Origin of the sequence: Psychrobacillus sp. L3 (assembly GCF_042945595.1) — a bacterium.
Classification (GTDB): Bacteria; Bacillota; Bacilli; order Bacillales_A; family Planococcaceae; genus Psychrobacillus.
Genome location: NZ_CP168493.1, coordinates 1,943,752 through 1,964,508 on the forward strand (window position 1 = coordinate 1,943,752; position 20,757 = coordinate 1,964,508).

The following is a 20,757-nucleotide window of genomic DNA, read 5'->3' on the forward strand; positions in this document are numbered from 1 at the left end:
AAGTTTATTATAAAGGAGTTGATTTGCTTGATAATTTACGCAGAAGCTTTATGTGCAATTTCTATAGGAGTGCTAATTATTAGTTCCTCTTTTTATCTTCGAGATCTGGCAAAAACGAAGAAACAAAGAAAACTTTCAACTTTTGAATTTGCAATGTATATAATAATTCAGATTGCGTATGTATTTTTTACAATCAGTTTATTGATTTCTATATTTGTTGGGTGAATTTTGTAGGATGAAAATGGTACGTCGAAGGGAAATAGAAGATAAAAAATAAGCGATTGGGGTTTTTAGATTTGGATAAGAGAAAAGTAGGGAACATTTTAGGAGTTACATCTATATTACCTGTGATAATATGTATCGTTATTTTCTATGTAGAAAGGGGACCAAATGCTGATATTTATTTTATAATCAACACTTTTTGCATATTATCAATTATTGGTATTTTATTTGCTATATTCTCTTGGTTATTAACTAAACGACTTATTCTTTTTATTATCGGACTAATAGGAAATGTATTTGTTTTGGCTGCAGCTTTTCTATTACTATTAGCAATGGGAATTAGCGAACCATAAATCTTCTTTAACTCATTTAGATTCATGACATACTTTCGAGTGGATAAAGTTGAGTTAAAGCTTTCTCAACTATCTAAAAGAGATCATTAAACAAAATCGATTATCATTGAGGAACAGCCTTTTGGAAGAAGGGAATTGAAATGATATCTATAGTAAGAGATCATTGTATGCAAAAATCCTGATAAAAGATAGTTTGCGAACTATTTTTAATGGAAGTTATCGAAATGTTCGCCTTTAAGATACGAAAATGCTATTATTCCATCGGCCTGATACTTCATAAACCTAATAAAACACGAATATTATATTTGAAAGTTATTTTAATTTATAGGGATTTAAGTACAATTTACTTTTCTAAAGAAAAAGTATTAATTGACAGATAATTATTTTTGGTTGATGCTATTACATACTAAAGAACAGACTTTAGGTGCTTATAGAGGATTGAAACAATTTCGTGCAGAAAAGATGTTATTAGGAACAGTTCTTGAGATTACATTAGAAATGGAAGAGAAGTTTGGTGTACTAATGTATTTGGAAACTATCAATGAACAACTACTTATCGTAAAAAAGGAGAGTTATAGTTCATTTGAAAATCATAAAGAACATACGAATTACAAGTCGAAAAGAACATATATTATAGGAATAAGGGAAGTTGAGATATTCTAGATCTTCTTCACGCAAATTTATTTTAGTTTACATAATATATATTATATGGAGTTGCATCTCATTATTAAAGTATACTTGAAACACTGAGATATTCGAGAAAAATTTAGATTAATCTAGTATTTGTGTAATTTGCAAAATCACCTTTAAGTCTCGGCTTTTACCTAATTGTAACTTTGTCAATAATACTGGAATTTCTCATACAACTCCAACTTATAAATTCTGAAAAATGATTTTATTAAGTATCAGTTACTATCGCCAATTAATAAAACCAAGCGTAAGCAATGAATTGACATTGTTTATGCTTGGTATCTTGATTATTATTAAAACCACTTCTAACCAGATCTAAAAATACTAATTAAATTATCCTCTTCACAAAAATCGCCAATGTATTGGAAACCATTTTTAGAATAGAATTCTCTAAGTTTTATATTACCAGCCCAACAATCTAAATATAGCACTTTGTTTAACTTATGAGCATTAGTACATGCAAAGTCAGTAATTTTAGAGCCAATACTTTTTCCCTGGTATTCGGGAAGAATTGCAATTTTTGATAAATATAAGCTTTTAGGTTCTATAGTAAGTTCACCTATTTTATCAATTATATCTATAAAAAAGGTACCAATTACTTTTTCATTATGCATTAATTTATATGAATTATTCTCACTAATGGCATTAGAAATATACTCAGAATCCCAAGGATACGACCATTGATTTATATTATTATTTTGCAAAGCAATCGTCACCTTATTTAAAACTTCTAGGATTTGTGATAAATCATTTACCCATGCTAATTCCATGATCATCAGATTTTCCTTTTTAAAAAAATTAGTCTAGTATACCAGCTTGATTGTGATAGTTTCGAATTATCATGCCGGATGCTTTCATCATTCCGTGCTTCTCATAATAAGGCTGTAAATGGGTATCACATAGTAAATCTATCATATATAGATCTTTAAGCTCTGCAATCATTCTTTGGATAAGTTCTTTACCGATACCTTTATTTTTATATGCAGGTAAAACTTCTAGAAGCGGAATATATGCAGATAAAACGCCATCACTAATTGCTGTTATAAACCCTACTACTTCCCCGCTTACGGAATCGATAGCTAATATTTTGTGAGAACTTCCATTCAATATTCTCATATGTGTCATAGTAGAAGGTGGATTTGACCAATCGACAAAGAATCCTTCTAATGATTCTGCCTGTATATCTGCTAATTCATTTGTATAGTTAATCACGTATAAACCCTCTTTTCAATCTTAAGTCGTATGGGTGCATTTGCCATATGATAAGATCAATAAAAAAGTAAAAACATTATGCCTTCCCCTCCATATAATAAGCTTAAAGAATGCTGATACGTATACAAATTATGGTAAAAGGTATTTGGAAAGAGTAATATATATATTCTAAAGTTCACATCATGAAAGACTACTTAAATGTTCGTGTATTAACTTCCATTCATGCTCATTTTCTTTAATAAAAACGTTTGTTGCTCGGCCGCTACCAGAAACAAATTTGCCGTCATAGTAACCTTTATAATGATATGTATAAACACAAGTTGCCGTTTTTTCATCAGCTGCTAACCAACGGACATTGGAAGCAGAATAGACCTCTTCTTTAATAACTTCCCATGCATTTTCAAAATAAATTTGAATTTCATTAATAGTTGTACAAGTTTTATTAGAAAAGAAATAAACTGCTTTTGGATGTAATAATTGCTGAACATTTTCAAAATTATGTGTGTTTGTAGCCTTAATATATTGCTCTAAGCAATGTTTATACCACATACAAATCCTTACCTCCTATCAATTCTCCATTCTTTTTTGGAGAGATTTCTATCTTCTTTTATTGACTCTTATTATTTAAATTTCTTTTCCAGTCGAACTTCTTCAAATACTTGTTTAAAACCTACAGAAATATATAATTCTAAATGCTGAACTCTTATTCATTTAATAGATGTCAGAATTGTATAATATGAGTATACGAATAAATAGTAACAAAGGGCAATTTTCAACTGAGTTCCGTAACTAGTCTGATAATTATTAATTTAGTTTACCATTCTTAAAAAAATTTAGTTTTCTTCATGTAGTAACTTTTACTCTAAGACTTTCCAAAAAATTACCCAAGTAGACGTATATTAGACAATTTAGTTGATAATAACTATGTGGATGGTATAATATAAATATAAATTGAATACATTAAAAAAGACTGTTGGGTGCTACAACACCTAACAGTCTTGCAATAAAATAGTATCGCTTCAAAGGCGATCAGCAATTACTAAGAGTAAACTACCCAATGCTTGCTATGGCTTAGGGGCGGTTTACTTTTTTTCTTTTGAAAAAGTAAGAATGGAGACAATTAAACCAGCGAACGCTACTGCGAACATCATGGCTTCGAAAGTCGTCATATGCAACATTTCCCTTCCCTATTCTTGTATACAAACAAGAATAGTAAATAAGAATAAAGGAAATACTGACCGCCCATGAACACACTATTCTATTACACTTTAATTATATCATAAGTACGTACGTACGTTCTTACATCATCGGTGTATTCTTTTATTTGTCTAGGTGAGTTCCGGAACTTGTATTTTCACAAAGATTAATATACGCTATCCCTTGAAAGAAATAATTATTATAGGAGTGATTTTGATGGCAAAATCTGCTGCATTTAAAAAACGTGCCCACCAGCTTCGAAACACAGGAAAAGATGTATCTGCTTTTCGAAGTGAAGTTGATTTTAGTACGCATGTACGAATGACTAAAACAAAGAAGGAAAAATTACAACAGTATCAAAATAAATATAAAAAGCATTTCCAACAAGGTTTACACCCCGATGGAAATGCTTTTTATATTGCTTAAATAAAAGATATATTATTTTTTTTCATTCTCCATACGAAAATGAACGTTAAAGATACACTAATGAGTCCAAAGACAACGACCATGTATTGCATACCGATTACGTCTAAAAGCGCTCCTGTCGATAGCAAGACAACTTGGAAGGCTATTCGATCCAACATACTTCGGAATGAAAAGAATCTACCGTGAAATGCTTTAGGTATTTGCTTCTGAAAAATAGTCATAGCCGTGGGGTAGAAACAACCAAGGGAAAACCCCAAAACTGCAAAAGTTATAAGTATTAACGCAGGACTGGCAGCAAAGTATAGTAATAGTTCAGCAGTACCTATTACAAATACAAAAGTAAAAAGAATATTGCTTATTTTCCATTTAGCGCCTATGTACTTTACGACTAGCGTACCAAGCATAAAGGCAACCCCTTCAACAGCATAAATGGTTCCTTTAATGGATGCCGAATCTTGCAACACACTAATATTAATAATGAGCAAATTAAATGATCCTAAAAATAAAACTGGAATAAGCGTTAAAATAAGTGTCATGAGAACCGCTATATTATCCAGTAACATTGGGAAAACCTCTTTAAACCCACTATTCTCTTTTCCATCTTTTAGAGCTATTTTTTCTTTTTCCTCTATCTTAAGAAAAAAAGTAAACACTAACAATCCCGCATATGTAATCATAGAGACGGTATAGAGCGACTGTATGGGCCAATATACAAGTACAAATCCAGCAATGGCAGTTCCAGCTACCCGTGCAATAGTGGATATATTCATATGCCAACCGTTAAGTTGTAATAACTCTTTCTGTTTTACAATCAACGGTAATGTTGCTTGCAAAGCAGGGAAATAAAAGGAAGCAGATATTTGTAAACTAATTAAAAATAATACCATCCACCAAATAGATCCTGTAGCAATTGCAACAAACATAAACAAAACACTAAGAACTCGTCCGATACTAGACACGATTAAGACCGTTTTTTTCTTGGATTGATCAATAATTTTCCCTGCAAATGGACCTATTAACACACCTGCTAATAGTCCACTTGCAAGAATTAATGATTTATGAAAATCGGATGAAACTTTTTCTTGCATAAACTCAAGATTGCCAATAATGCCACTCCATAAGCCAATGCCTGCAATCAATTCCCCTAGTAGCACAATCCAAACATTAACATTTCTCCACATATTATTCCCTTATTCTTTCTGTTCGATTGGCTGTCTCCAAACTCGAACAAGTTTACCTTCTTTATCAGTATCTACTATAAAGGACCCATTTGAATAACGATCCGTTGGACGAAGCGTATTCGATTGAACGATCTCCTGAACCCCTTTTTCCGTTTCTAATACAAGCTCATCTGCTTTATTCATTAAAACAACTGCAAAAACTCGATGCGCATTTGTTTTTAATTCACGGAGGGTAACAATTCCTCGCTTAGCACGACCACCTGCTTCAATTTCTTTTAAGGCCATTTTTTTCACAGATCCACGATGCGTAACTAATATAACATCATCATGACTATTTTGAGTAATGACATTCACATTTACGACATAATCATCGTCTTTTAAATTGATACCTTTTACTCCACCCGTTTTGACACCAGTAACTGGTACTTCATCTAACGAGAATCGAACGGAGTAACTAAAATAGGTCGTTAATAATACTTCATCGGAAGGTGATACAAGCTGTGCCAGTATTAATTCATCTTCTTTTTTCACATTCATTGTTTTTATCGGGCGAGCATACCGTTGAACCACATAATCGGAAAGTAAAGAACGTTTAATCTGACCATCCTTAGTTGCAGTAAGTACACATAGATCAAGATCAAATGATTCGATTCCTATTACATTAATGATCGATTCATTTGAATCTAATGGCACTATACTTGAGATATGTTGTCCAAGGTCTTTCCAACGAATATCAGGTAATTCATGAACAGGCTGATAAATATAATTCCCTTTTGATGTGAATAGAAGTAAATGATGCTGCGTATTAATTGGTTCTTTGTATAATAAATAATCAGATTCCTTAATAGCAAAATCCTGGCCACTAGAGGCAGTAAACGAACGCAAACTAGTGCGTTTAACATAACCATCTTTTGTAACCGTTACAATTACTTCCTCACTTGGAATTAATACATCTAACGTAACTTTTATTTCTTCAATTTCATCTTCAATAATCGATTTACGTGGTTCTGCAAATTGTTTTCTTACTTCTAATAGCTCTTTTTTTATCACTCTCAAAAGAACTACTTCGCTTGCTAAAATACTTTCTAGTTTTTTTACTAATGCATTTAATAGTTCTTCTTCTTGTTGCAGTTCTGTGATATCTGTATTTGTTAGTCTGTATAGTTGCAATGAAACAATTGCCTCAGCTTGAGCTTCTGAAAAATCAAATGCGGACATTAAGTTATTTTTAGCATCACGTTTATCTTTAGAAGTGCGAATTGTTCTAATGACATCATCTAAAATGGATAATGCTTTCATTAAGCCCGCAACGATATGCAAACGTTCCTTCGCTTTTTTTAAGTCAAAAGCTGTTCTTCGAGTAACAACTTCTTTTTGATGCCCGATATACGAATCTAATAACAAAGGTAATGTCATCATTGTTGGTCTTCGGTTATGAATCGCAATCATATTAAAGTTATAAGTTACTTGTAGGTCTGTATTTTTAAACAAAAATTGAAGTATTCCATGAGCATCTACTTCTTTTTTCATTTCAATTACAATACGAAGCCCTGTACGATCTGACTCATCTCTTACGTCCGCAATACCATCAAGACGTTTATCATGACGTTGTTCATCTATTTTTTTGACTAAGTTTGCTTTATTTACTTCAAAAGGGATTTCAGTAATAACTATTTGTTCTTTTCCGCCCTTGATTGTTTCAATTTCTGTCTTCGATCGAATAACAATTTTCCCTTTACCAGTTTCATAAGCTCTCTTTATACCTTCTACACCTTGAATAATTCCGCCGGTTGGAAAATCTGGTCCTTTTAAAACGGTCATTAGTTCATCGATTGTCGCTGCAGGGTTTTCCATACGCATTAACACGGCATCCAATGCTTCATGTAACGCATGAGGCGGAATATCAGTTGCATATCCAGCGGAAATACCAGTAGATCCATTGACTAATAGATTTGGAAAACGTGCTGGTAAAACAACCGGTTCTGAATCAGAGTCGTCGAAATTTGGTATATAGTCTACTGTGTTTTTATTGATATCACGTAGAAGCTCATGTGAAATAGCAGATATTCTTGCTTCTGTATAACGCATTGCAGCTGGTGGATCCCCATCAACAGAACCGTTATTACCGTGCATTTCCACTAACATATGGCGAAGCTTCCAGTCCTGGCTCATCCGTACCATTGCTTCATAGACTGAACTGTCTCCATGAGGATGATAGTTACCGATTACATTCCCTACTGTTTTCGCAGATTTACGAAAAGGTTTATCGTTCGTGTTTCCTTCTTGGAACATAGCAAATAATATGCGGCGTTGAACGGGTTTGAGCCCATCCCTCGCATCTGGTAGTGCACGGTCTTGAATGATGTATTTACTATAACGTCCAAACCGATCACCGATCACTTCTTCTAGTGGTAAATCTTGATAACGTTCGGTTTGTGTCATACTAACTCATCCTCCGTGTGAATTCTTTCATTTTCTAAAATATTGGAATCATCATCTAAACCAAAGTTAACATTTGCTTCAATCCATTTACGACGAGGCTCCACTTTATCGCCCATTAATGTCGTAATATGTCTTTCTGCTCGAGCACCGTCTTCAATTGTCACTCGAATTAGTGTACGAGTTTCGGGATTCATCGTTGTATCCCATAATTGGTCTGCATTCATCTCACCAAGCCCTTTATAGCGCTGTAGCAAGAATCCTTTCCCAATTTTCTTAGAAGCATCATCTAATTCTTTTTCTGTCCAAGCATATTCAAAAACTTCTTTTTTACCAAGTCCTTTATACACTTTATAAAGAGGTGGTAATGCGATATAAATTTTTCCATTCTCGATTAAAGGTTTCATATAGCGATAGAAAAAGGTTAATAAAAGTACTTGAATATGTGCTCCATCTGTATCCGCATCTGTCATAATAACAATTTTATCATAAGCAATGTCCGCTATTTGGAATTCTGCACCTACTCCACCACCGATAGCATGGATAATAGTGGAAATCTCTTCGTTTTTCATAATATCGGCAAGCTTCGCCTTTTCCGTATTAATTACTTTTCCACGTAAAGGTAAAATTGCTTGGAAAGTACGGTCTCGTCCTTGTTTAGCAGACCCTCCTGCGGAATCTCCTTCGACTAAATAAAGTTCATTTTTAGCAGCATTCCGAGATTGAGCAGGAGTTAGTTTACCAGACAAAAGCGTATCAGAACGTTTACGCTTTTTGCCATTACGCGCATCTTCTCTTGCTTTTCGAGCAGCTTCTCTTGCTTGCTGCGCACGAATTGCTTTTCGCACTAAAGAGGAAGTGAGTTCTGCGTTCTCTTCCAAAATATATTGCAGTTTTTCTGAAATGACACCATCTACAGCACTTCTTGCTTCACTTGTTCCAAGTTTTCCTTTTGTTTGTCCTTCAAATTGTAGTAAATTCTCTGGAATACGAACAGAAACTATCGCAGATATCCCTTCTCGAATATCCGATCCTTCTAAATTCTTCTCTTTTTCCTTCAATAAACTGGTTTTGCGAGCATATTCATTAAAAACTCTCGTTAATGCAGCTTTTGTTCCTGTTTCATGGGTTCCGCCATCTCGTGTACGAACATTATTTACAAACGACAAAATCGTTTCTGAATATCCGTCATTAAACTGAAAGGCAAATTCTACTTCTATTTCATCTTGCATGCCTTCCGTGTAGAAAACTGGATGTAGAATGTCCTTATCTTCGTTCAAATAAGAAACAAAAGCTTCAATACCGGTTTCATAACAGAAAATATCATGAGCACCCGTTCGCTCATCTGTTAATTCGATTTTTAGTCCCTTTAGAAGAAAGGCGGATTCTCTTAATCTTTCGCATAATGTTTCGTAATTATATTTCACTACTGAGAAAATGGAGTTATCAGGCAAGAAATGTACGGATGTACCTGTCTCTTTAGTTGTTCCAATTTGTTTTAGAGACTGAGCCACTTTTCCACCATTTTCAAATCGTTGAATGAATTTCTTACCATCACGATGAATTACTACTTCTACATAGGAAGAAAGCGCATTCACAACAGATGCACCTACGCCGTGGAGTCCTCCACTCGTTTTATAACCACCTTGTCCAAACTTGCCACCTGCATGTAGGACAGTAAAAATAACTTCAGCAGTTGGTATACCTGTTTTGTGCGTACCAGTCGGCATTCCCCGACCAAAATCGCGTATAGTGATGCTTTGATCCTCATGGATGGTCACAATAATATGATCTCCAAAACCAGCAAGACTCTCATCTACCGCATTATCTACGATTTCATATACTAGATGATGCAACCCTCTTGCATCAGTAGAACCAATATACATACCAGGTCTTTTGCGAACAGCTTCTAACCCTTCTAAAACCTGAATATCATCATCACTATAACTTGTTATTATTTCATTTTTACTCAAATATGTTCCCCTCCAAAAAAAAAAAACATCTGTTCTTAACTATTCTTTAAGCCTACAAACAGATTGCTCTTATGTCAATACATAGCGTACATAGGTCAGATTTTAATTGTAAATAAATATCAAGTGGTTTGCAATCTACCTTACAATAGTTTTCTCTATTGGAATGCATTATTCCTTCTTTAGATTGAACAGAACTTAGCTTACATCGTAAACATAATAAGTTCAACCAATAAATAACTAAAGTGGAATTTTTCTAGTTCATATTTTCTTTGCATTGAACTATGCTTTACGTACATGGTAAACTAAGAGTTCAATATATTATTAGTTTCATTATTAAAGGAGTATGCTATGACTACGATCATTTTACTTATACTTGCATATGTAATTGGTTCTATCCCTTCTGGCCTTTGGGTTGGAAAGTTATTTTATAATACCGATATTAGAGAGCATGGAAGCGGTAATTTAGGTGGAACAAACACATTCCGAACACTCGGTAAAAAAGCTGGTATAGCAGTTACTATTATGGATATCCTAAAAGGAACTGCAGCCACGGCTCTTGGTTTACTACCAATTTTCGAATCTACTAATGTGCATCCTTTAATACTTGGGATAATAGCAGTTGTAGGGCATATGTTCCCGATCTTTGCAAAATTTAAAGGTGGAAAAGCAGTTGCTACTTCTGGTGGGATTCTACTTGGGTATAACTGGCCGATATTTGTCTTATTAATAGTTGGATTTGTAATAGTTCTAAAGATAACTAAAATGGTGTCTCTCACTTCCATGATCTTAGCTATCGTTGCTGTGATCTATTCAATCATTTATTATTTCTCAGTGAAACAAGATGTACCTTTAATAGGAATCGTATTACTAATTGCGATCTTTATCTTTTATCGACATCGCTCGAATATAAAAAGAATTAAAGCAGGAACTGAACCGAAAGTAAAATGGATTTAACCTAATGAAAGCTGGTGATTAGTTTGAAAATATTCATTTCTTCAGATGCAATGAACTGGTTCCATGAAGAAATGGAAGTAAAAGCAGGAGACAAAATTCGCTTCTATGCTCGTTATGGTGGGTCAAGTCCTTTACATGATGGTTTTTCTATTGGCATGACAATGGATACTCCGATTATACCTTCTGTAACCATAACTATAGAAAATATATTATTCTTTATCGAGGAACTAGATGAATGGTTCTTTGATGGTCATGATCTCTATGTGGATCTCAATCCAAAAGCAGAAGAATTAGCATATGCATATAAAAAAGCGTGAGCATGCCACGCTTTTTTTGTTTTCATAAAGCATTTGAATTAGGTTGTAAGCAATCCAGTAATACGAGAGCAATTGCGCCTATATGAGGCTCCTTAAAAAGCACTTTCCTTATTTGAATCGCTTTAATTGTGATAATAGTCCTTCTTCCTTCAATATATCATATTCGTATTGTCCGAACAAATCAAAATGAGGATATCCTTCTTTTAAATCAATCCATTCTTCTTTAAGACCGTATTGTCTTCCCCATTCAATCAAAGTAGATAAGTTGCTGCACCCTACTTTTGTAACTGTCTTGCATCCTGGGAACCTTTGATCGATCCAGTAATGGGTTAGAAATGCTATTTGTCCGTTCGTTACATGATTCTTCCACTCATCTAGTTCCTTACGCGTTATGCCAAAAGCCATTATTCATGAACCTTGACAATTTCGACATATTTCGCATCCCAAGCAGGATCAACTTTCTTAAGAGAAATTGGTCGAAAGGTATCTTTCTTAACGATAACATGCTCTGATGTAGCAGTAGATGCAATAGTCCCATCCTTATGTACAATCTCATACCCATAAGTAGTTCGTAGTTTCCCATGGTTTTCAATCCAAGTTCTAACGATTACATTTTCACCGTATTTAACAGAAGATTTATAGTTAATATTCACATTTGTCACTGGAGAAATATAGCCATGCTCTTCCAGTCCAGCATATGTAAATCCTAAGTCTTGAATTAGTTGGGTACGCCCTATTTCCAACCAAATGACATAATTAGCATGATAGACAACACCCATTTGATCCGTTTCAGCATACCTTACTTCAATTTCTTTTTCACTTATAAACATTTCCAAGTCACCTCAGAATCTATTATACAAAAAGACGGCCTTAAAAGCTGTAAAGGACTACTCTACAGCTAATTGTACCAATCTTTTTTTATCAATTTTACCAATATCGGTTCTTGGAAGTTCTGCTAAAACAAAAATCTTTTTTGGAACTTTAAAACCTCCAAGTGACTTTCTACAATGGGTAATAATTTCTGATTCATCAAATACATTGGGTTCTTTACATGTGATGAAAGCAGTTATACATTCACCCCATTTAACATCTGCTACACCAATCACTGCAGCCTCTCGAATATTAGGATGTAATAGGAGACATCGCTCCACTTCTTGAGGATAAACATTTTCTCCACCAGAAATGATTATTTCTTTTTTTCTTCCAACAATAAAATAGTCTCCTTCCTCATCCCTTTTTGCTAAATCCCCTGTTTTCAACCACCCATTAACGAGCGTTTGACTAGACTCGTTCTCATTGTTCCAATACTTAGTGAATACATGCTTACCAGCAATATGTAGTTCCCCAATTTCATTTGCATGACAAATTTCACCTAATTCATTTATAACTTTCACTTCATTAAACTGCATACATTTCCCAACTGATCCTTTTTTAATCCGAGCTTTTTCTGGTAAAATAAAAAAGTTATTTGGTCCTGCCTCTGTCAGACCGTATCCTTCCTTAAAAAGAATTCCTTTTTCTTCAAATTCATTGTAAATTGTTTTGGGGCATGGTGCACCACCAGATAAAAAAACTTTGACAGTAGGGAATGTAGCCGTCTTCATATAATCCGTATCAAGCATGGCTTGATACATCGTTGGAACGAATAATGACATAGTCGTCTTATATATATTTAAAGCTTTGAGAGCTTCTTCTGGATGAAAACGGCTGCCAGTGACAACTGTTCCACCTGCCATCAAAACAGGAAGGCAAAGCGCATTTATACCTCCAGTATGGAACATGGGCATATAATTGAGGGTACAATCCGTTTCATTTAACCCCCAACTAATAATCGTGTTAATAGCATTCCAATTGACCGAATCAAAAGAGAGCACAACTCCTTTTGGTTTACCTGTAGTTCCGCCCGTGTAAATGATAAGCCATGGATCAGTTGGAGACCAATTCGAATAGGGAGGTGAAGATTCAGCATCATTAACATTCATATCCGTTATTAATAACTGACTCACTTTTATGAATTTACTACTAACTTCCAGGTGGTCTTCATCATGTATTACGAGAACTGGTTGACAGTCCTCTATCATATATAAGAGTTCTAATTCACTTAATCGAAAGTTAAGTGGAACATAAAGTAGCCCCATTATTCCACATGCAAATATAATTGCAAACAGTTCGATTCGATTTTGAGACAAAACAACAATTCGATCCCCTTTTTGAAATTGTTGCTGATGAAAATAATGAACCCATTTAGATATTTGGTCTGTCAACGTTTGATAACTCCATTGTTCCCCTGTTTGACTATCAATTAAAGCAATTTTCTTAGGAGACAGTGCTGCTCGCTTATATATCCAAGTTTGTTCTGTATACAATTTGCACCGCTCCTTTCATTACATCATAATACCGCCGTCCACTTGTAAGACATGGCCATGCACATAACTTGACTCATCAGACGCTAAGAATAAATAAGCATTTGCTATATCTCTTGGATCCGCGAGTCGTTGCAAAGCTACAATGGATTTCATTTGCTCGATTATTTTATCTGGCATTTTCGCAACCATTGCCGTATTCGTAAAACCTGGTGCAACAGCGTTTACATGAATACCTTTTCGTCCAAGTTCTTTTGCCCAAGTTTTCGTCATCCCAATTACAGCGGCTTTGGAGGCTGCATAATTCGTTTGTCCGACATTCCCGTAAACCCCCGTTACAGAAGAAGTGTTAATAATTTTTCCATATCCCTGTGCAACTAAAAATGGAATAACTGCTTGTGTACAATGAAAAACCCCAGTTAAGTTGACATCTAGCACTCGTGAAAAATCCTCCACCGTCATTTTCATTAACATTGCATCACGTGTTATTCCTGCATTATTTACTAAAATATCAATTTTTCCAAAATGGTCGATTGTTTGTTGAACAAGGGAATCCACGCTTTCACGGTTTGCAACATCCACTTGAATAAATTTTACTTCGTATCCTCGGTCTGTTAAGACCTCTTGTTGTTCTGCTCCGGAAGCTTCATCGTAATCTGCTAACACAACTTTCGCACCTTCTTCTGCAAAACGATGTACCGCAGCTAATCCGATTCCATTTGCAGCTCCTGTAATGATCGCTACTTTGTCTTGCAATCTCATTTTTCATTCCCCTTTGTTAAAAAAGTTTCAATCCGATCTGTTAACTGCTCCAAATCATCGATTAAAGGGGAGTGACCGCAATTGACTAACGGAATATACGTAGCATTTTCTCCTAAATCTACAACAATCTCTTGTGTCATTGCTTCTGTGACCACGTAATCGCGGTCTCCTCTTAAAATGAGTACTGGAATAGTAATGTCTTTTGCTTGATTGGTTCCATCGTTCACGCCATAATGTTCCCCACTAATATTAAACGTGTTTAAGGAATGATACACATCAGCCAAGTTTCGTTGAGTTAACATATCTTCCACGTATGCATCATAATGAGCTTCACATGGCTGATTATGTGTATAAATCGCTGCATTCCAAACTGCTTTTAATCCTTCTCTATTCTCTGTATCATATAATCCTTGCATCGCGATTGTTTTAGATGGATCCGATTCTACCTCTTCTAGTGTTTGTAATCTATGTTCTAGGTTTTGAGTTCCATCTGCATTCGTTCCAAAGAACGGGTATCCTCTGGTAGAAGCGGATGCTATAAGGACGAGCTTCTCACAGTATCCTGGATAATCGGCAACAAATTGCATACAAATTGCTCCGCCAGTAGACCATCCTATTAATTGAAATTGTCTTAATGATAATAGGTCAACAAATTCCTTCAAATCATCTGAAAAGTCTTTAATTCCTTGCACACGATTAAAATAAGTGGACTCCCCAAACCCTCTCAGATCAATCGCATATAAAGTGAATTTCTTATCTATTTTTTCCATTAACATATCCCAGTGCTTAGAGGATGTCATATTCCCATGCACTAATACAATCACTTCTTCTCCACCTGGACGTTCCCGATATGCGATAGATTCCCCATTTACTAACAAAACCTTTTGTAACTCCATTTTAATACCCCTTTCCCCATTTAACTGCTACTGCTCCCCACGCATATCCAATCCCTGCACTAACTAATACTGCTAAATCCCCATCTTTTAGTTTCCCTGATTCCTGTGCAAGCTCTAACGAAATAATTTGATCCATTTGCCCAATATGCCCATAATCGCTTAAATAAATGGATTGTTCACTCGTTAAACCTAGTTCAATCAAAACGAAATCATGGGCAGATTTTTTCATATGAAGGATAGCTAAATAATCGATGTCATTCTCGGAATATCCGCTTTTCAACAACGCATTTCGAATCACTTGTAAAAAGTTTTGCATCGATTTCTGTTCGAGTCTTGCTTTCATACCTTCCGGATCCAGTACATCTAAACGATAAAGTCCTTTTTGCAAATGTTCTACTGTTAATGGGTCTATCGTTCCACCTACGGGTACTACAACATCTTCAGAGAAGGAGCCATCCGTCATAATATCCGCTTCTAATATGATGTTTTCGGGATGATCTTTTTTTAGAATCATCGCTGCTCCACCAGCACCAAGGTTAAACATAAAGCGAGTTCGTTCATTCGTGTAATCAATAAAGTCACTATTTCGATACCCACCTGCAAGAAGAACCGTATTGATCGTAGCATCTGATTCCATTAAGCTCTTCGCAACTTTTATCGCCATAATGGTAGTTCCGCAGCGTAATGCCACATCAAAGCCCCAAGCATGGTAGGCTCCTATTTCTTCTTGAAGTTTAATAGCAGCTGTCCATAAAGGATATTCCTTATGCTCCTCTCCAATATAAATAACCAGGTCAATTGTTTTCGGGTCTATGGCACCTTTTTGTATTGCTTTTTCTGCAGCACGGATACCCATTGCCACGGTATGATCATCTGGCCCAGGGATTGGCTTTTGAGTGATCCCCATTTTTGTTTTTACAATTTCTACTGGTATGTGAGAAAGGGTCGCAATCTCTTCCGCAGTCATCGTATGATCTGGTAGATACACACCAGTGCTAACAATTCCTATAGTCATTTTGCTTCCGCCTTTCTTCTAGATGGGCGTATTGTACCTGTTATCACTTTATTTTTTCGTTTCCAAAAAGCATATTGAATTGTTCCAACAATCCCTCTTGGGAAGAAGATCACAGCTAAAATATAGAGAATTCCGAAGAAAATAATCCATCTTTCAAAAATAGGATATTCTTTTGCAAGACCAGACAAATAATGTTGTGCAAGCTCTATTACACCCGCTCCTATAATTGGTCCAATTAATGTACCTACTCCTCCAATAATTGTCATAAGTAATGCATCTAATGTAATATCCATTGTTAGCACACTTGTGTTGACGAACCTTAAGGAGACAGCATAGAGAGAACCTGCTAAACTTGCGACAATTCCTGCAATGACAGAAGCAATTATTTTATAATGCAGCGTTTGATAACCTAATGATTTCGTCCTTTGTTCATTTTCACGAACAGCAATCAGTACTCTCCCGAGAGGTGATTCCACGAATCTTCGCAAGAAAAAGTATACAAGTACCAAACAAGCGAGAACGAGCAGGTAAAACATCATTCGATCTTTAAAGAACTCTGGGGCCCGAAACGTAAATCCATCGTTCCCATGCGTAAGCGTTCTCCATTTTTCCGCAAGTACTAAAAATAATCCCGAAACAGCCAGTGTTAACATAGCAAAGAAGTGACTTTTTAAACGTAACGTGAGTAGCCCTACTAAAAAACTGATTGCTCCCGCGATAATCATGCCAACGATAATCGAAATGAAAAATGTACTTAAACTAGTTTCAAAATGATTGAGCATAATTGCCGTTGTATATGCACCCATCCCGAAAAACATAGCATGGCCGAATGAAACAATGCCTGTATAACCTAGTAAAATATCGTAACTCATTGCAAGTATGGAAAAAATAAATATTTGAGTTAGTAAAATCGTCCAAGTACGTGAATCTGAAATAAACGGAAAAATGGCGAGAGCAGCTATTATGACTAATATTAGTACATTATTCAGTTGAAATTTTGAACTCATCTCGCATCATCCTTTCGCTGTAAACAAACCTTGCGGACGGAAAATTAATACAATCGCCATAAGCATCATATTGACCGCAAGTGATAAAGCTGGAACGTAATAAGCCATAAAACTACCTGCAAGCCCTACAAGAATTGCTGCTAGAAGGGAGCCTGGAAAACTTCCCATCCCTCCAATAACTACAACTATAAAAGCTAAGATTGCGAATTCCATTCCCATTTCCGCATAAATAACACCTGAATAGGGAGCCATCAGTACGCCACTTAGTGCTGCAAGTGCCGCTCCAGCCATAAATACATATAAAAATACCCGTTTAATATTGATCCCGAGCGCTTGAACCATCTCTTTATTCATCACCCCTGCACGAACGATCAACCCTATCTTTGTTCGCTTTAATATAAATTGAAAAATCCCAAATACTACGAATCCTACAAGGATGATGAATAAGCGATATTTAATAATAATGACATCCCCAATTTCCCAACTTCCAGCTAATAAAGGAGGTGTTTTGGCTGCAATTTGGTTCGGACCGAAAACTACTTTTAACATTTCGGATAAAACTATCATAAAGCCAAGCGTGATTAAGATTTGTTGCACATGATTGCCATACACGGGTGTAATAATAAGCTTCTCTGTGATAAATCCAAGTAAAATTCCTGTTAATATTGCTCCAATTATCGCAATCGTAAAACTATTCGTTAGTCCATAAAACCATACTCCTGAAAAAGCTCCCCATGCAAACAATCCTCCATGAGCAAAGTTCAATACATCCATTAATCCAAATATTAAAGTCAATCCGGCAGCAAGAAGAAAGATAAGCATTCCAGTAGCTAAACCATTTATAAATAGATTGATAAGTAATTCCACCCCATAACCCCCTTACCCAATTCCTAAATACTTACGTTTCAAATCCTCGTTTTGTATTAAATTGCTCATTTGTCCGGATTGAACAGTCTCTCCATCATCAATGAGTGTATATGTATCGCCAATTCGACTTGCCATCATAAAATTTTGCTCGACTAAGATAATAGAAGTTTGCTTTTTCATCTCCACAATTGCTTCCATCACTTTTTCAATCACAACAGGTGCCAGTCCTTTTGAAGGTTCATCGATTAATAGTAACTTGCTGTCATTCACAAATGCTCTAGCCATAGACAACATTTGTTTTTGACCGCCAGACAAATGCCCGCCATCTTTTTTCCAATACTTTTTTAAATCAGGGAATAATTCGAGTACATATTCTTGCCTAGCATAAGCAGCATCATCTTCTTTTCGCATAGCAACTTTAATATTTTCTTCGACAGTCAGCGCTCCAAAAATCCCCTGATCCTCTGGAACATACCCAATTCCATTTGACGCTATTTGATGCGTAGCCTTTTTCGTAATGTTATGACCTTGAAAAATAATGGATCCAGAAGTGGCCGGAGTCAATCCTATGATGGTTTTCAACGTGGTCGTTTTTCCTGCTCCATTTCTGCCTAATAGGACACTCACTTCTCCTTCTTTTGCTTCAAAAGAAACACCTTGTAATATGTGATATTGCCCGATAAATGTATGCACATTTTCTAATTTAAGCAAGATGCTCATCGTACAATCCTCCTAAATATGCATGCTGAACGGTTTCATTATTCATGATTTCCGTGGGAGTACCATCCGCTAGTAATCTCCCGTTAAATAACACCATAATAGAGTCCGATAAATCCATAATCATATCCATTTTGTGTTCGATTAATAAAATTGTTTTTTCATCCGTTTGTTTTATTTGTTTTATCACGTCAAGAATAGCCGGGACTTCTTCCAAAGACATTCCTGCAGTTGGTTCATCTAGCAACAGTACTTCCGTATCTAGTGCAAGCAACATGGCAATTTCTAATTTTCTTTTTTCACCGTGAGATAATTGATTGGCAAATGCTGTTGCTTTACTGGAAAGTAATACAATTTCTAATAATTTTAGTGCTTGTATATGCATGTCTTTATACGCTGTAAAATGCCGTAGCATTTGATACCGGATATTCTCTTTTGACTGAATAGCTAAACGAACATTTTCAATGACGGTAAGGTTCGGAAATACATTGGTTATTTGAAAAGATCGACCAAGTCCTTTTCTTGTCATCTTTACAGAAGAATACTTGGCCATGGATTCCCCTTTAAAAAATACATCCCCAACGGTAGGTTTCAACTCACCACTTATCAAATTGAAAAAAGTCGTTTTTCCTGCGCCATTTGGGCCAATGATGGATTTAAAATGCTTCCTTGGCATGACAAAGTCCACATGATCTACAGCAATTTGACCGCCAAATGTAATCGTTAAGTTTTCTGTTCGTAGTATTGGTTCCATCTTTACATGCTCCTTTCCATCGTCACTCTCCATATGATAGAGAAATGGTCTATCATATGGAGAGTGACCGACCTAGTCGAATAGGTCGTCACTTTTTCCTTTATTTTTTGTTTAAAATCGGTGGCTCCGTTTCACTTGGAGATAATTCTCTTATCAAGACTGGTACTGGATATGCAATACCATCTTGTTTTTCTAGTTTAATAGAGTACAGTGATTGTAATGCTTGGTGGTCTTGTGGACGGAAAGTCATTGTTCCTTTTGGCGTTTCAAATGACATCCCTTCCATTAGTTTGATTAGTTCTTTTCCATCTGCGTTACCTTCAGATTTTTTTAATGCCTCGACAATGGCAATTGCCGCTGACATTCCTCCTGGAGTAAATAAGTCTGGTACTGCTCCATCGAAGCGTTTTTTATGCACTTCTACTAACCAATCATTAATTGGATTATGTGGAAGTGTATGATAATAAACCGTGAATCCTTCCATTCCAACTAGTGGTTCCATCACAGATAATGCGGCAATATCTGGTGCGCCAGTGGAAATTTTGATTCCCTTTTCTTGGATTTTTAAATCAGCAATTTGGTTCCAAGGAGAGTTTGCTCCTGCCCAAATGACAAACAAATAATCCGGTTTTGTTTGGATAATTTTTTGTAAATTTGATGTGAAGTCCGTAGCAGCTGGATCTGCAAACTCTTCCAGGACCACTACTGCTCCTAATTTTTCTGCTGCCGCTTTAAATGCTGCTACGCCGTCCCATCCAAATGAATAATCAGGTGCAAATGTTGCAATTTTCACTCCTGGTTTTGCAATTGCCGCCGCTCCTGCTACAGCATCTTGTGAAGAGTTACGTCCTGTTCTAAAAATATAAGGATTAAACTCTGATCCTGTAATACTATCCGCAACTGCAGGTTCAACAACCATGATTTTTTCATATTCTTCTGCTAGTGGAAGAACAGCTAATGTATCACCTGAACTAGACGAGCCAACTAGAAAATCAACTTTATCGTCTTCTAAAAGCTTCGTTGCTTTTTGAACGGCAACTTCTGGTTTTGTTTCGGTGTCTTCATAAACAACTTCAATTTTTTTCCCTGCTACTTCCATTGTTCCACCAGTAGCATATTCAAGCCCTAGTTCAAATCCATTTTTCGTTTGTTTACCGTACGACTCTAGGGCACCAGTCAAGGAAGCGAGAACCCCTATTTTAATGGTGCCAGCTTCTTCAGTCACTACACTTGTTACGGGAGTTGTTCCTTCTGTTTCTTTTTCTTCTTCTTTCGTCTTATCCGCTTTATCGCTACAAGCGGCACTGATAATCGCAACAAAAACAAGTAGTAAGAGTAAGCCCCACTTTTTTTTCATACAAATCCCCCTTCATTTTTTGTAAGCGTTCTCATGCTTCTGTTTAAGGGTATAA

The 20,757-nt window shown here is 35.8% G+C and carries 23 protein-coding genes; 6 read left to right on the forward strand and 17 right to left on the reverse strand.

The genetic code is table 11. The features are described 5' to 3' along the window. The first annotated feature begins 27 nt into the window (after positions 1-27). From ACEPXD_RS09465 to ACEPXD_RS09475, 3 genes are all read left to right on the forward strand, one after another. Positions 28-225: a hypothetical protein gene (locus tag ACEPXD_RS09465; protein WP_391122841.1), complete on the forward strand. Its 198-nt coding sequence runs from the start codon at positions 28-30 to the stop codon at positions 223-225. A 71-nt stretch (positions 226-296) separates the two neighbouring features. Next, positions 297-575 (forward strand): hypothetical protein, encoded by a 279-nt coding sequence (locus ACEPXD_RS09470; protein WP_391122844.1) that lies wholly within the window; start codon positions 297-299, stop codon positions 573-575. Positions 576-944: 369 nt separating this feature from the next. Continuing rightward, complete coding sequence (locus tag ACEPXD_RS09475) at positions 945-1,238, forward strand: hypothetical protein (RefSeq protein WP_391122847.1); 294 nt, start codon at positions 945-947, stop codon at positions 1,236-1,238. A 332-nt stretch (positions 1,239-1,570) separates the two neighbouring features. On the opposite strand, the gene ACEPXD_RS09480 is transcribed toward ACEPXD_RS09475, so the two are convergent. The 3 genes from ACEPXD_RS09480 to ACEPXD_RS09490 all read right to left on the reverse strand — a co-directional run bounded on the left by ACEPXD_RS09480 (position 1,571) and on the right by ACEPXD_RS09490 (position 3,026). After that, positions 1,571-2,041: a GNAT family N-acetyltransferase gene (locus ACEPXD_RS09480; RefSeq protein WP_391122849.1), complete on the reverse strand. Its 471-nt coding sequence runs from the start codon at positions 2,039-2,041 to the stop codon at positions 1,571-1,573. A 22-nt stretch (positions 2,042-2,063) separates the two neighbouring features. Beyond that, on the reverse strand, positions 2,064-2,474 hold the full coding sequence (locus tag ACEPXD_RS09485; RefSeq protein WP_391123133.1) for a GNAT family N-acetyltransferase: 411 nt from the start codon (positions 2,472-2,474) through the stop codon (positions 2,064-2,066). A gap of 183 nt (positions 2,475-2,657) precedes the next feature. After that, entirely contained in the window at positions 2,658-3,026 is a 369-nt protein-coding gene (locus ACEPXD_RS09490) for a YybH family protein (protein WP_391122852.1), read from the reverse strand. A gap of 864 nt (positions 3,027-3,890) precedes the next feature. Here ACEPXD_RS09490 and ACEPXD_RS09495 point away from each other — a divergent pair. Further along, positions 3,891-4,100 (forward strand): hypothetical protein, encoded by a 210-nt coding sequence (locus tag ACEPXD_RS09495; protein ID WP_391122855.1) that lies wholly within the window; start codon positions 3,891-3,893, stop codon positions 4,098-4,100. Here ACEPXD_RS09495 and ACEPXD_RS09500 read toward each other — a convergent pair. The 3 genes from ACEPXD_RS09500 to parE are packed head-to-tail and all read right to left on the reverse strand — an operon-like array spanning position 4,097 to position 9,693. Then, positions 4,097-5,281 (reverse strand): MFS transporter, encoded by a 1,185-nt coding sequence (locus ACEPXD_RS09500; RefSeq protein WP_391122857.1) that lies wholly within the window; start codon positions 5,279-5,281, stop codon positions 4,097-4,099. The genes ACEPXD_RS09495 and ACEPXD_RS09500 overlap by 4 nt on opposite strands. A gap of 9 nt (positions 5,282-5,290) precedes the next feature. Then, a complete protein-coding gene (parC, locus tag ACEPXD_RS09505; RefSeq protein ID WP_391122860.1) occupies positions 5,291-7,723 on the reverse strand; it encodes a DNA topoisomerase IV subunit A in 2,433 nt (810 codons plus the stop codon). Beyond that, entirely contained in the window at positions 7,720-9,693 is a 1,974-nt protein-coding gene (parE, locus tag ACEPXD_RS09510; protein WP_391122863.1) for a DNA topoisomerase IV subunit B, read from the reverse strand. Before parE ends, parC begins: the two co-directional genes overlap by 4 nt. Before the next feature lie 348 nt (positions 9,694-10,041). Between parE and plsY the strand changes: the two genes are divergently transcribed. Continuing rightward, complete coding sequence (gene plsY / locus ACEPXD_RS09515) at positions 10,042-10,647, forward strand: glycerol-3-phosphate 1-O-acyltransferase PlsY (protein ID WP_391122866.1); 606 nt, start codon at positions 10,042-10,044, stop codon at positions 10,645-10,647. 23 nt (positions 10,648-10,670) lie between these two features. Then, the gene (locus ACEPXD_RS09520; RefSeq protein WP_391122869.1) at positions 10,671-10,964 is read left to right on the forward strand and encodes a HesB/YadR/YfhF family protein; all 294 of its coding nucleotides are present in this window, start codon (positions 10,671-10,673) and stop codon (positions 10,962-10,964) included. Positions 10,965-11,072: 108 nt separating this feature from the next. On the opposite strand, the gene ACEPXD_RS09525 is transcribed toward ACEPXD_RS09520, so the two are convergent. From ACEPXD_RS09525 to ACEPXD_RS09575, 11 genes are all read right to left on the reverse strand, one after another. Further along, positions 11,073-11,369: a hypothetical protein gene (locus tag ACEPXD_RS09525; protein ID WP_391122872.1), complete on the reverse strand. Its 297-nt coding sequence runs from the start codon at positions 11,367-11,369 to the stop codon at positions 11,073-11,075. Further along, the gene (locus ACEPXD_RS09530; protein WP_391122874.1) at positions 11,369-11,794 is read right to left on the reverse strand and encodes an acyl-CoA thioesterase; all 426 of its coding nucleotides are present in this window, start codon (positions 11,792-11,794) and stop codon (positions 11,369-11,371) included. Before ACEPXD_RS09530 ends, ACEPXD_RS09525 begins: the two co-directional genes overlap by 1 nt. A 57-nt stretch (positions 11,795-11,851) precedes the next feature. Then, complete coding sequence (locus ACEPXD_RS09535; RefSeq protein WP_391122877.1) at positions 11,852-13,330, reverse strand: class I adenylate-forming enzyme family protein; 1,479 nt, start codon at positions 13,328-13,330, stop codon at positions 11,852-11,854. An 18-nt stretch (positions 13,331-13,348) separates the two neighbouring features. Continuing rightward, positions 13,349-14,089, reverse strand: coding sequence for a 3-oxoacyl-ACP reductase FabG (gene fabG, locus ACEPXD_RS09540; RefSeq protein ID WP_391122880.1), 741 nt, complete (start codon positions 14,087-14,089; stop codon positions 13,349-13,351). Next, positions 14,086-14,985: an alpha/beta fold hydrolase gene (locus ACEPXD_RS09545; RefSeq protein ID WP_391122883.1), complete on the reverse strand. Its 900-nt coding sequence runs from the start codon at positions 14,983-14,985 to the stop codon at positions 14,086-14,088. Before ACEPXD_RS09545 ends, fabG begins: the two co-directional genes overlap by 4 nt. A 1-nt stretch (position 14,986) precedes the next feature. After that, the gene (locus ACEPXD_RS09550) at positions 14,987-16,000 is read right to left on the reverse strand and encodes a 3-oxoacyl-ACP synthase (RefSeq protein ID WP_391122886.1); all 1,014 of its coding nucleotides are present in this window, start codon (positions 15,998-16,000) and stop codon (positions 14,987-14,989) included. Then, positions 15,997-17,007, reverse strand: a complete 1,011-nt coding sequence (locus tag ACEPXD_RS09555) for a branched-chain amino acid ABC transporter permease (protein WP_391122889.1) — start codon at positions 17,005-17,007, stop codon at positions 15,997-15,999. The genes ACEPXD_RS09550 and ACEPXD_RS09555 overlap by 4 nt, the downstream gene beginning before the upstream one ends. 6 nt (positions 17,008-17,013) lie before the next feature. Continuing rightward, positions 17,014-17,874 carry a branched-chain amino acid ABC transporter permease gene (locus ACEPXD_RS09560; RefSeq protein WP_391122892.1) on the reverse strand — a complete coding sequence of 287 codons (861 nt, stop codon included), beginning with the start codon at positions 17,872-17,874 and terminating at the stop codon, positions 17,014-17,016. Positions 17,875-17,886: 12 nt separating this feature from the next. Then, a complete protein-coding gene (locus ACEPXD_RS09565; RefSeq protein ID WP_391122895.1) occupies positions 17,887-18,594 on the reverse strand; it encodes an ABC transporter ATP-binding protein in 708 nt (235 codons plus the stop codon). Beyond that, positions 18,578-19,345: an ABC transporter ATP-binding protein gene (locus ACEPXD_RS09570; protein WP_391122898.1), complete on the reverse strand. Its 768-nt coding sequence runs from the start codon at positions 19,343-19,345 to the stop codon at positions 18,578-18,580. Before ACEPXD_RS09570 ends, ACEPXD_RS09565 begins: the two co-directional genes overlap by 17 nt. Positions 19,346-19,445: 100 nt before the next feature. Next, positions 19,446-20,702, reverse strand: coding sequence for a substrate-binding domain-containing protein (locus tag ACEPXD_RS09575; protein ID WP_391122901.1), 1,257 nt, complete (start codon positions 20,700-20,702; stop codon positions 19,446-19,448). Between the last annotated feature and the right edge of the window lie 55 nt (positions 20,703-20,757).

Bases quoted from the DNA above. Each gene is read 5' to 3' on its own strand.
- ACEPXD_RS09530 (WP_391122874.1), bottom strand. From the start codon at position 11,794: ATGTTTATAAGTGAAAAAGAAATTGAAGTAAGGTATGCTGAAACGGAT.
- ACEPXD_RS09550 (WP_391122886.1), bottom strand. From the start codon at position 16,000: ATGACTATAGGAATTGTTAGCACTGGTGTGTATCTACCAGATCATACG.
- fabG (WP_391122880.1), bottom strand. From the start codon at position 14,089: ATGAGATTGCAAGACAAAGTAGCGATCATTACAGGAGCTGCAAATGGA.
- ACEPXD_RS09525 (WP_391122872.1), bottom strand. From the start codon at position 11,369: ATGGCTTTTGGCATAACGCGTAAGGAACTAGATGAGTGGAAGAATCAT.
- ACEPXD_RS09555 (WP_391122889.1), bottom strand. From the start codon at position 17,007: ATGAGTTCAAAATTTCAACTGAATAATGTACTAATATTAGTCATAATA.
- ACEPXD_RS09495 (WP_391122855.1), top strand. From the start codon at position 3,891: ATGGCAAAATCTGCTGCATTTAAAAAACGTGCCCACCAGCTTCGAAAC.
- ACEPXD_RS09490 (WP_391122852.1), bottom strand. From the start codon at position 3,026: ATGTGGTATAAACATTGCTTAGAGCAATATATTAAGGCTACAAACACA.
- ACEPXD_RS09480 (WP_391122849.1), bottom strand. From the start codon at position 2,041: ATGATCATGGAATTAGCATGGGTAAATGATTTATCACAAATCCTAGAA.
- ACEPXD_RS09500 (WP_391122857.1), bottom strand. From the start codon at position 5,281: ATGTGGAGAAATGTTAATGTTTGGATTGTGCTACTAGGGGAATTGATT.
- ACEPXD_RS09575 (WP_391122901.1), bottom strand. From the start codon at position 20,702: ATGAAAAAAAAGTGGGGCTTACTCTTACTACTTGTTTTTGTTGCGATT.
- ACEPXD_RS09570 (WP_391122898.1), bottom strand. From the start codon at position 19,345: ATGGAACCAATACTACGAACAGAAAACTTAACGATTACATTTGGCGGT.
- plsY (WP_391122866.1), top strand. From the start codon at position 10,042: ATGACTACGATCATTTTACTTATACTTGCATATGTAATTGGTTCTATC.
- ACEPXD_RS09565 (WP_391122895.1), bottom strand. From the start codon at position 18,594: ATGAGCATCTTGCTTAAATTAGAAAATGTGCATACATTTATCGGGCAA.
- ACEPXD_RS09545 (WP_391122883.1), bottom strand. From the start codon at position 14,985: ATGGAGTTACAAAAGGTTTTGTTAGTAAATGGGGAATCTATCGCATAT.
- parC (WP_391122860.1), bottom strand. From the start codon at position 7,723: ATGACACAAACCGAACGTTATCAAGATTTACCACTAGAAGAAGTGATC.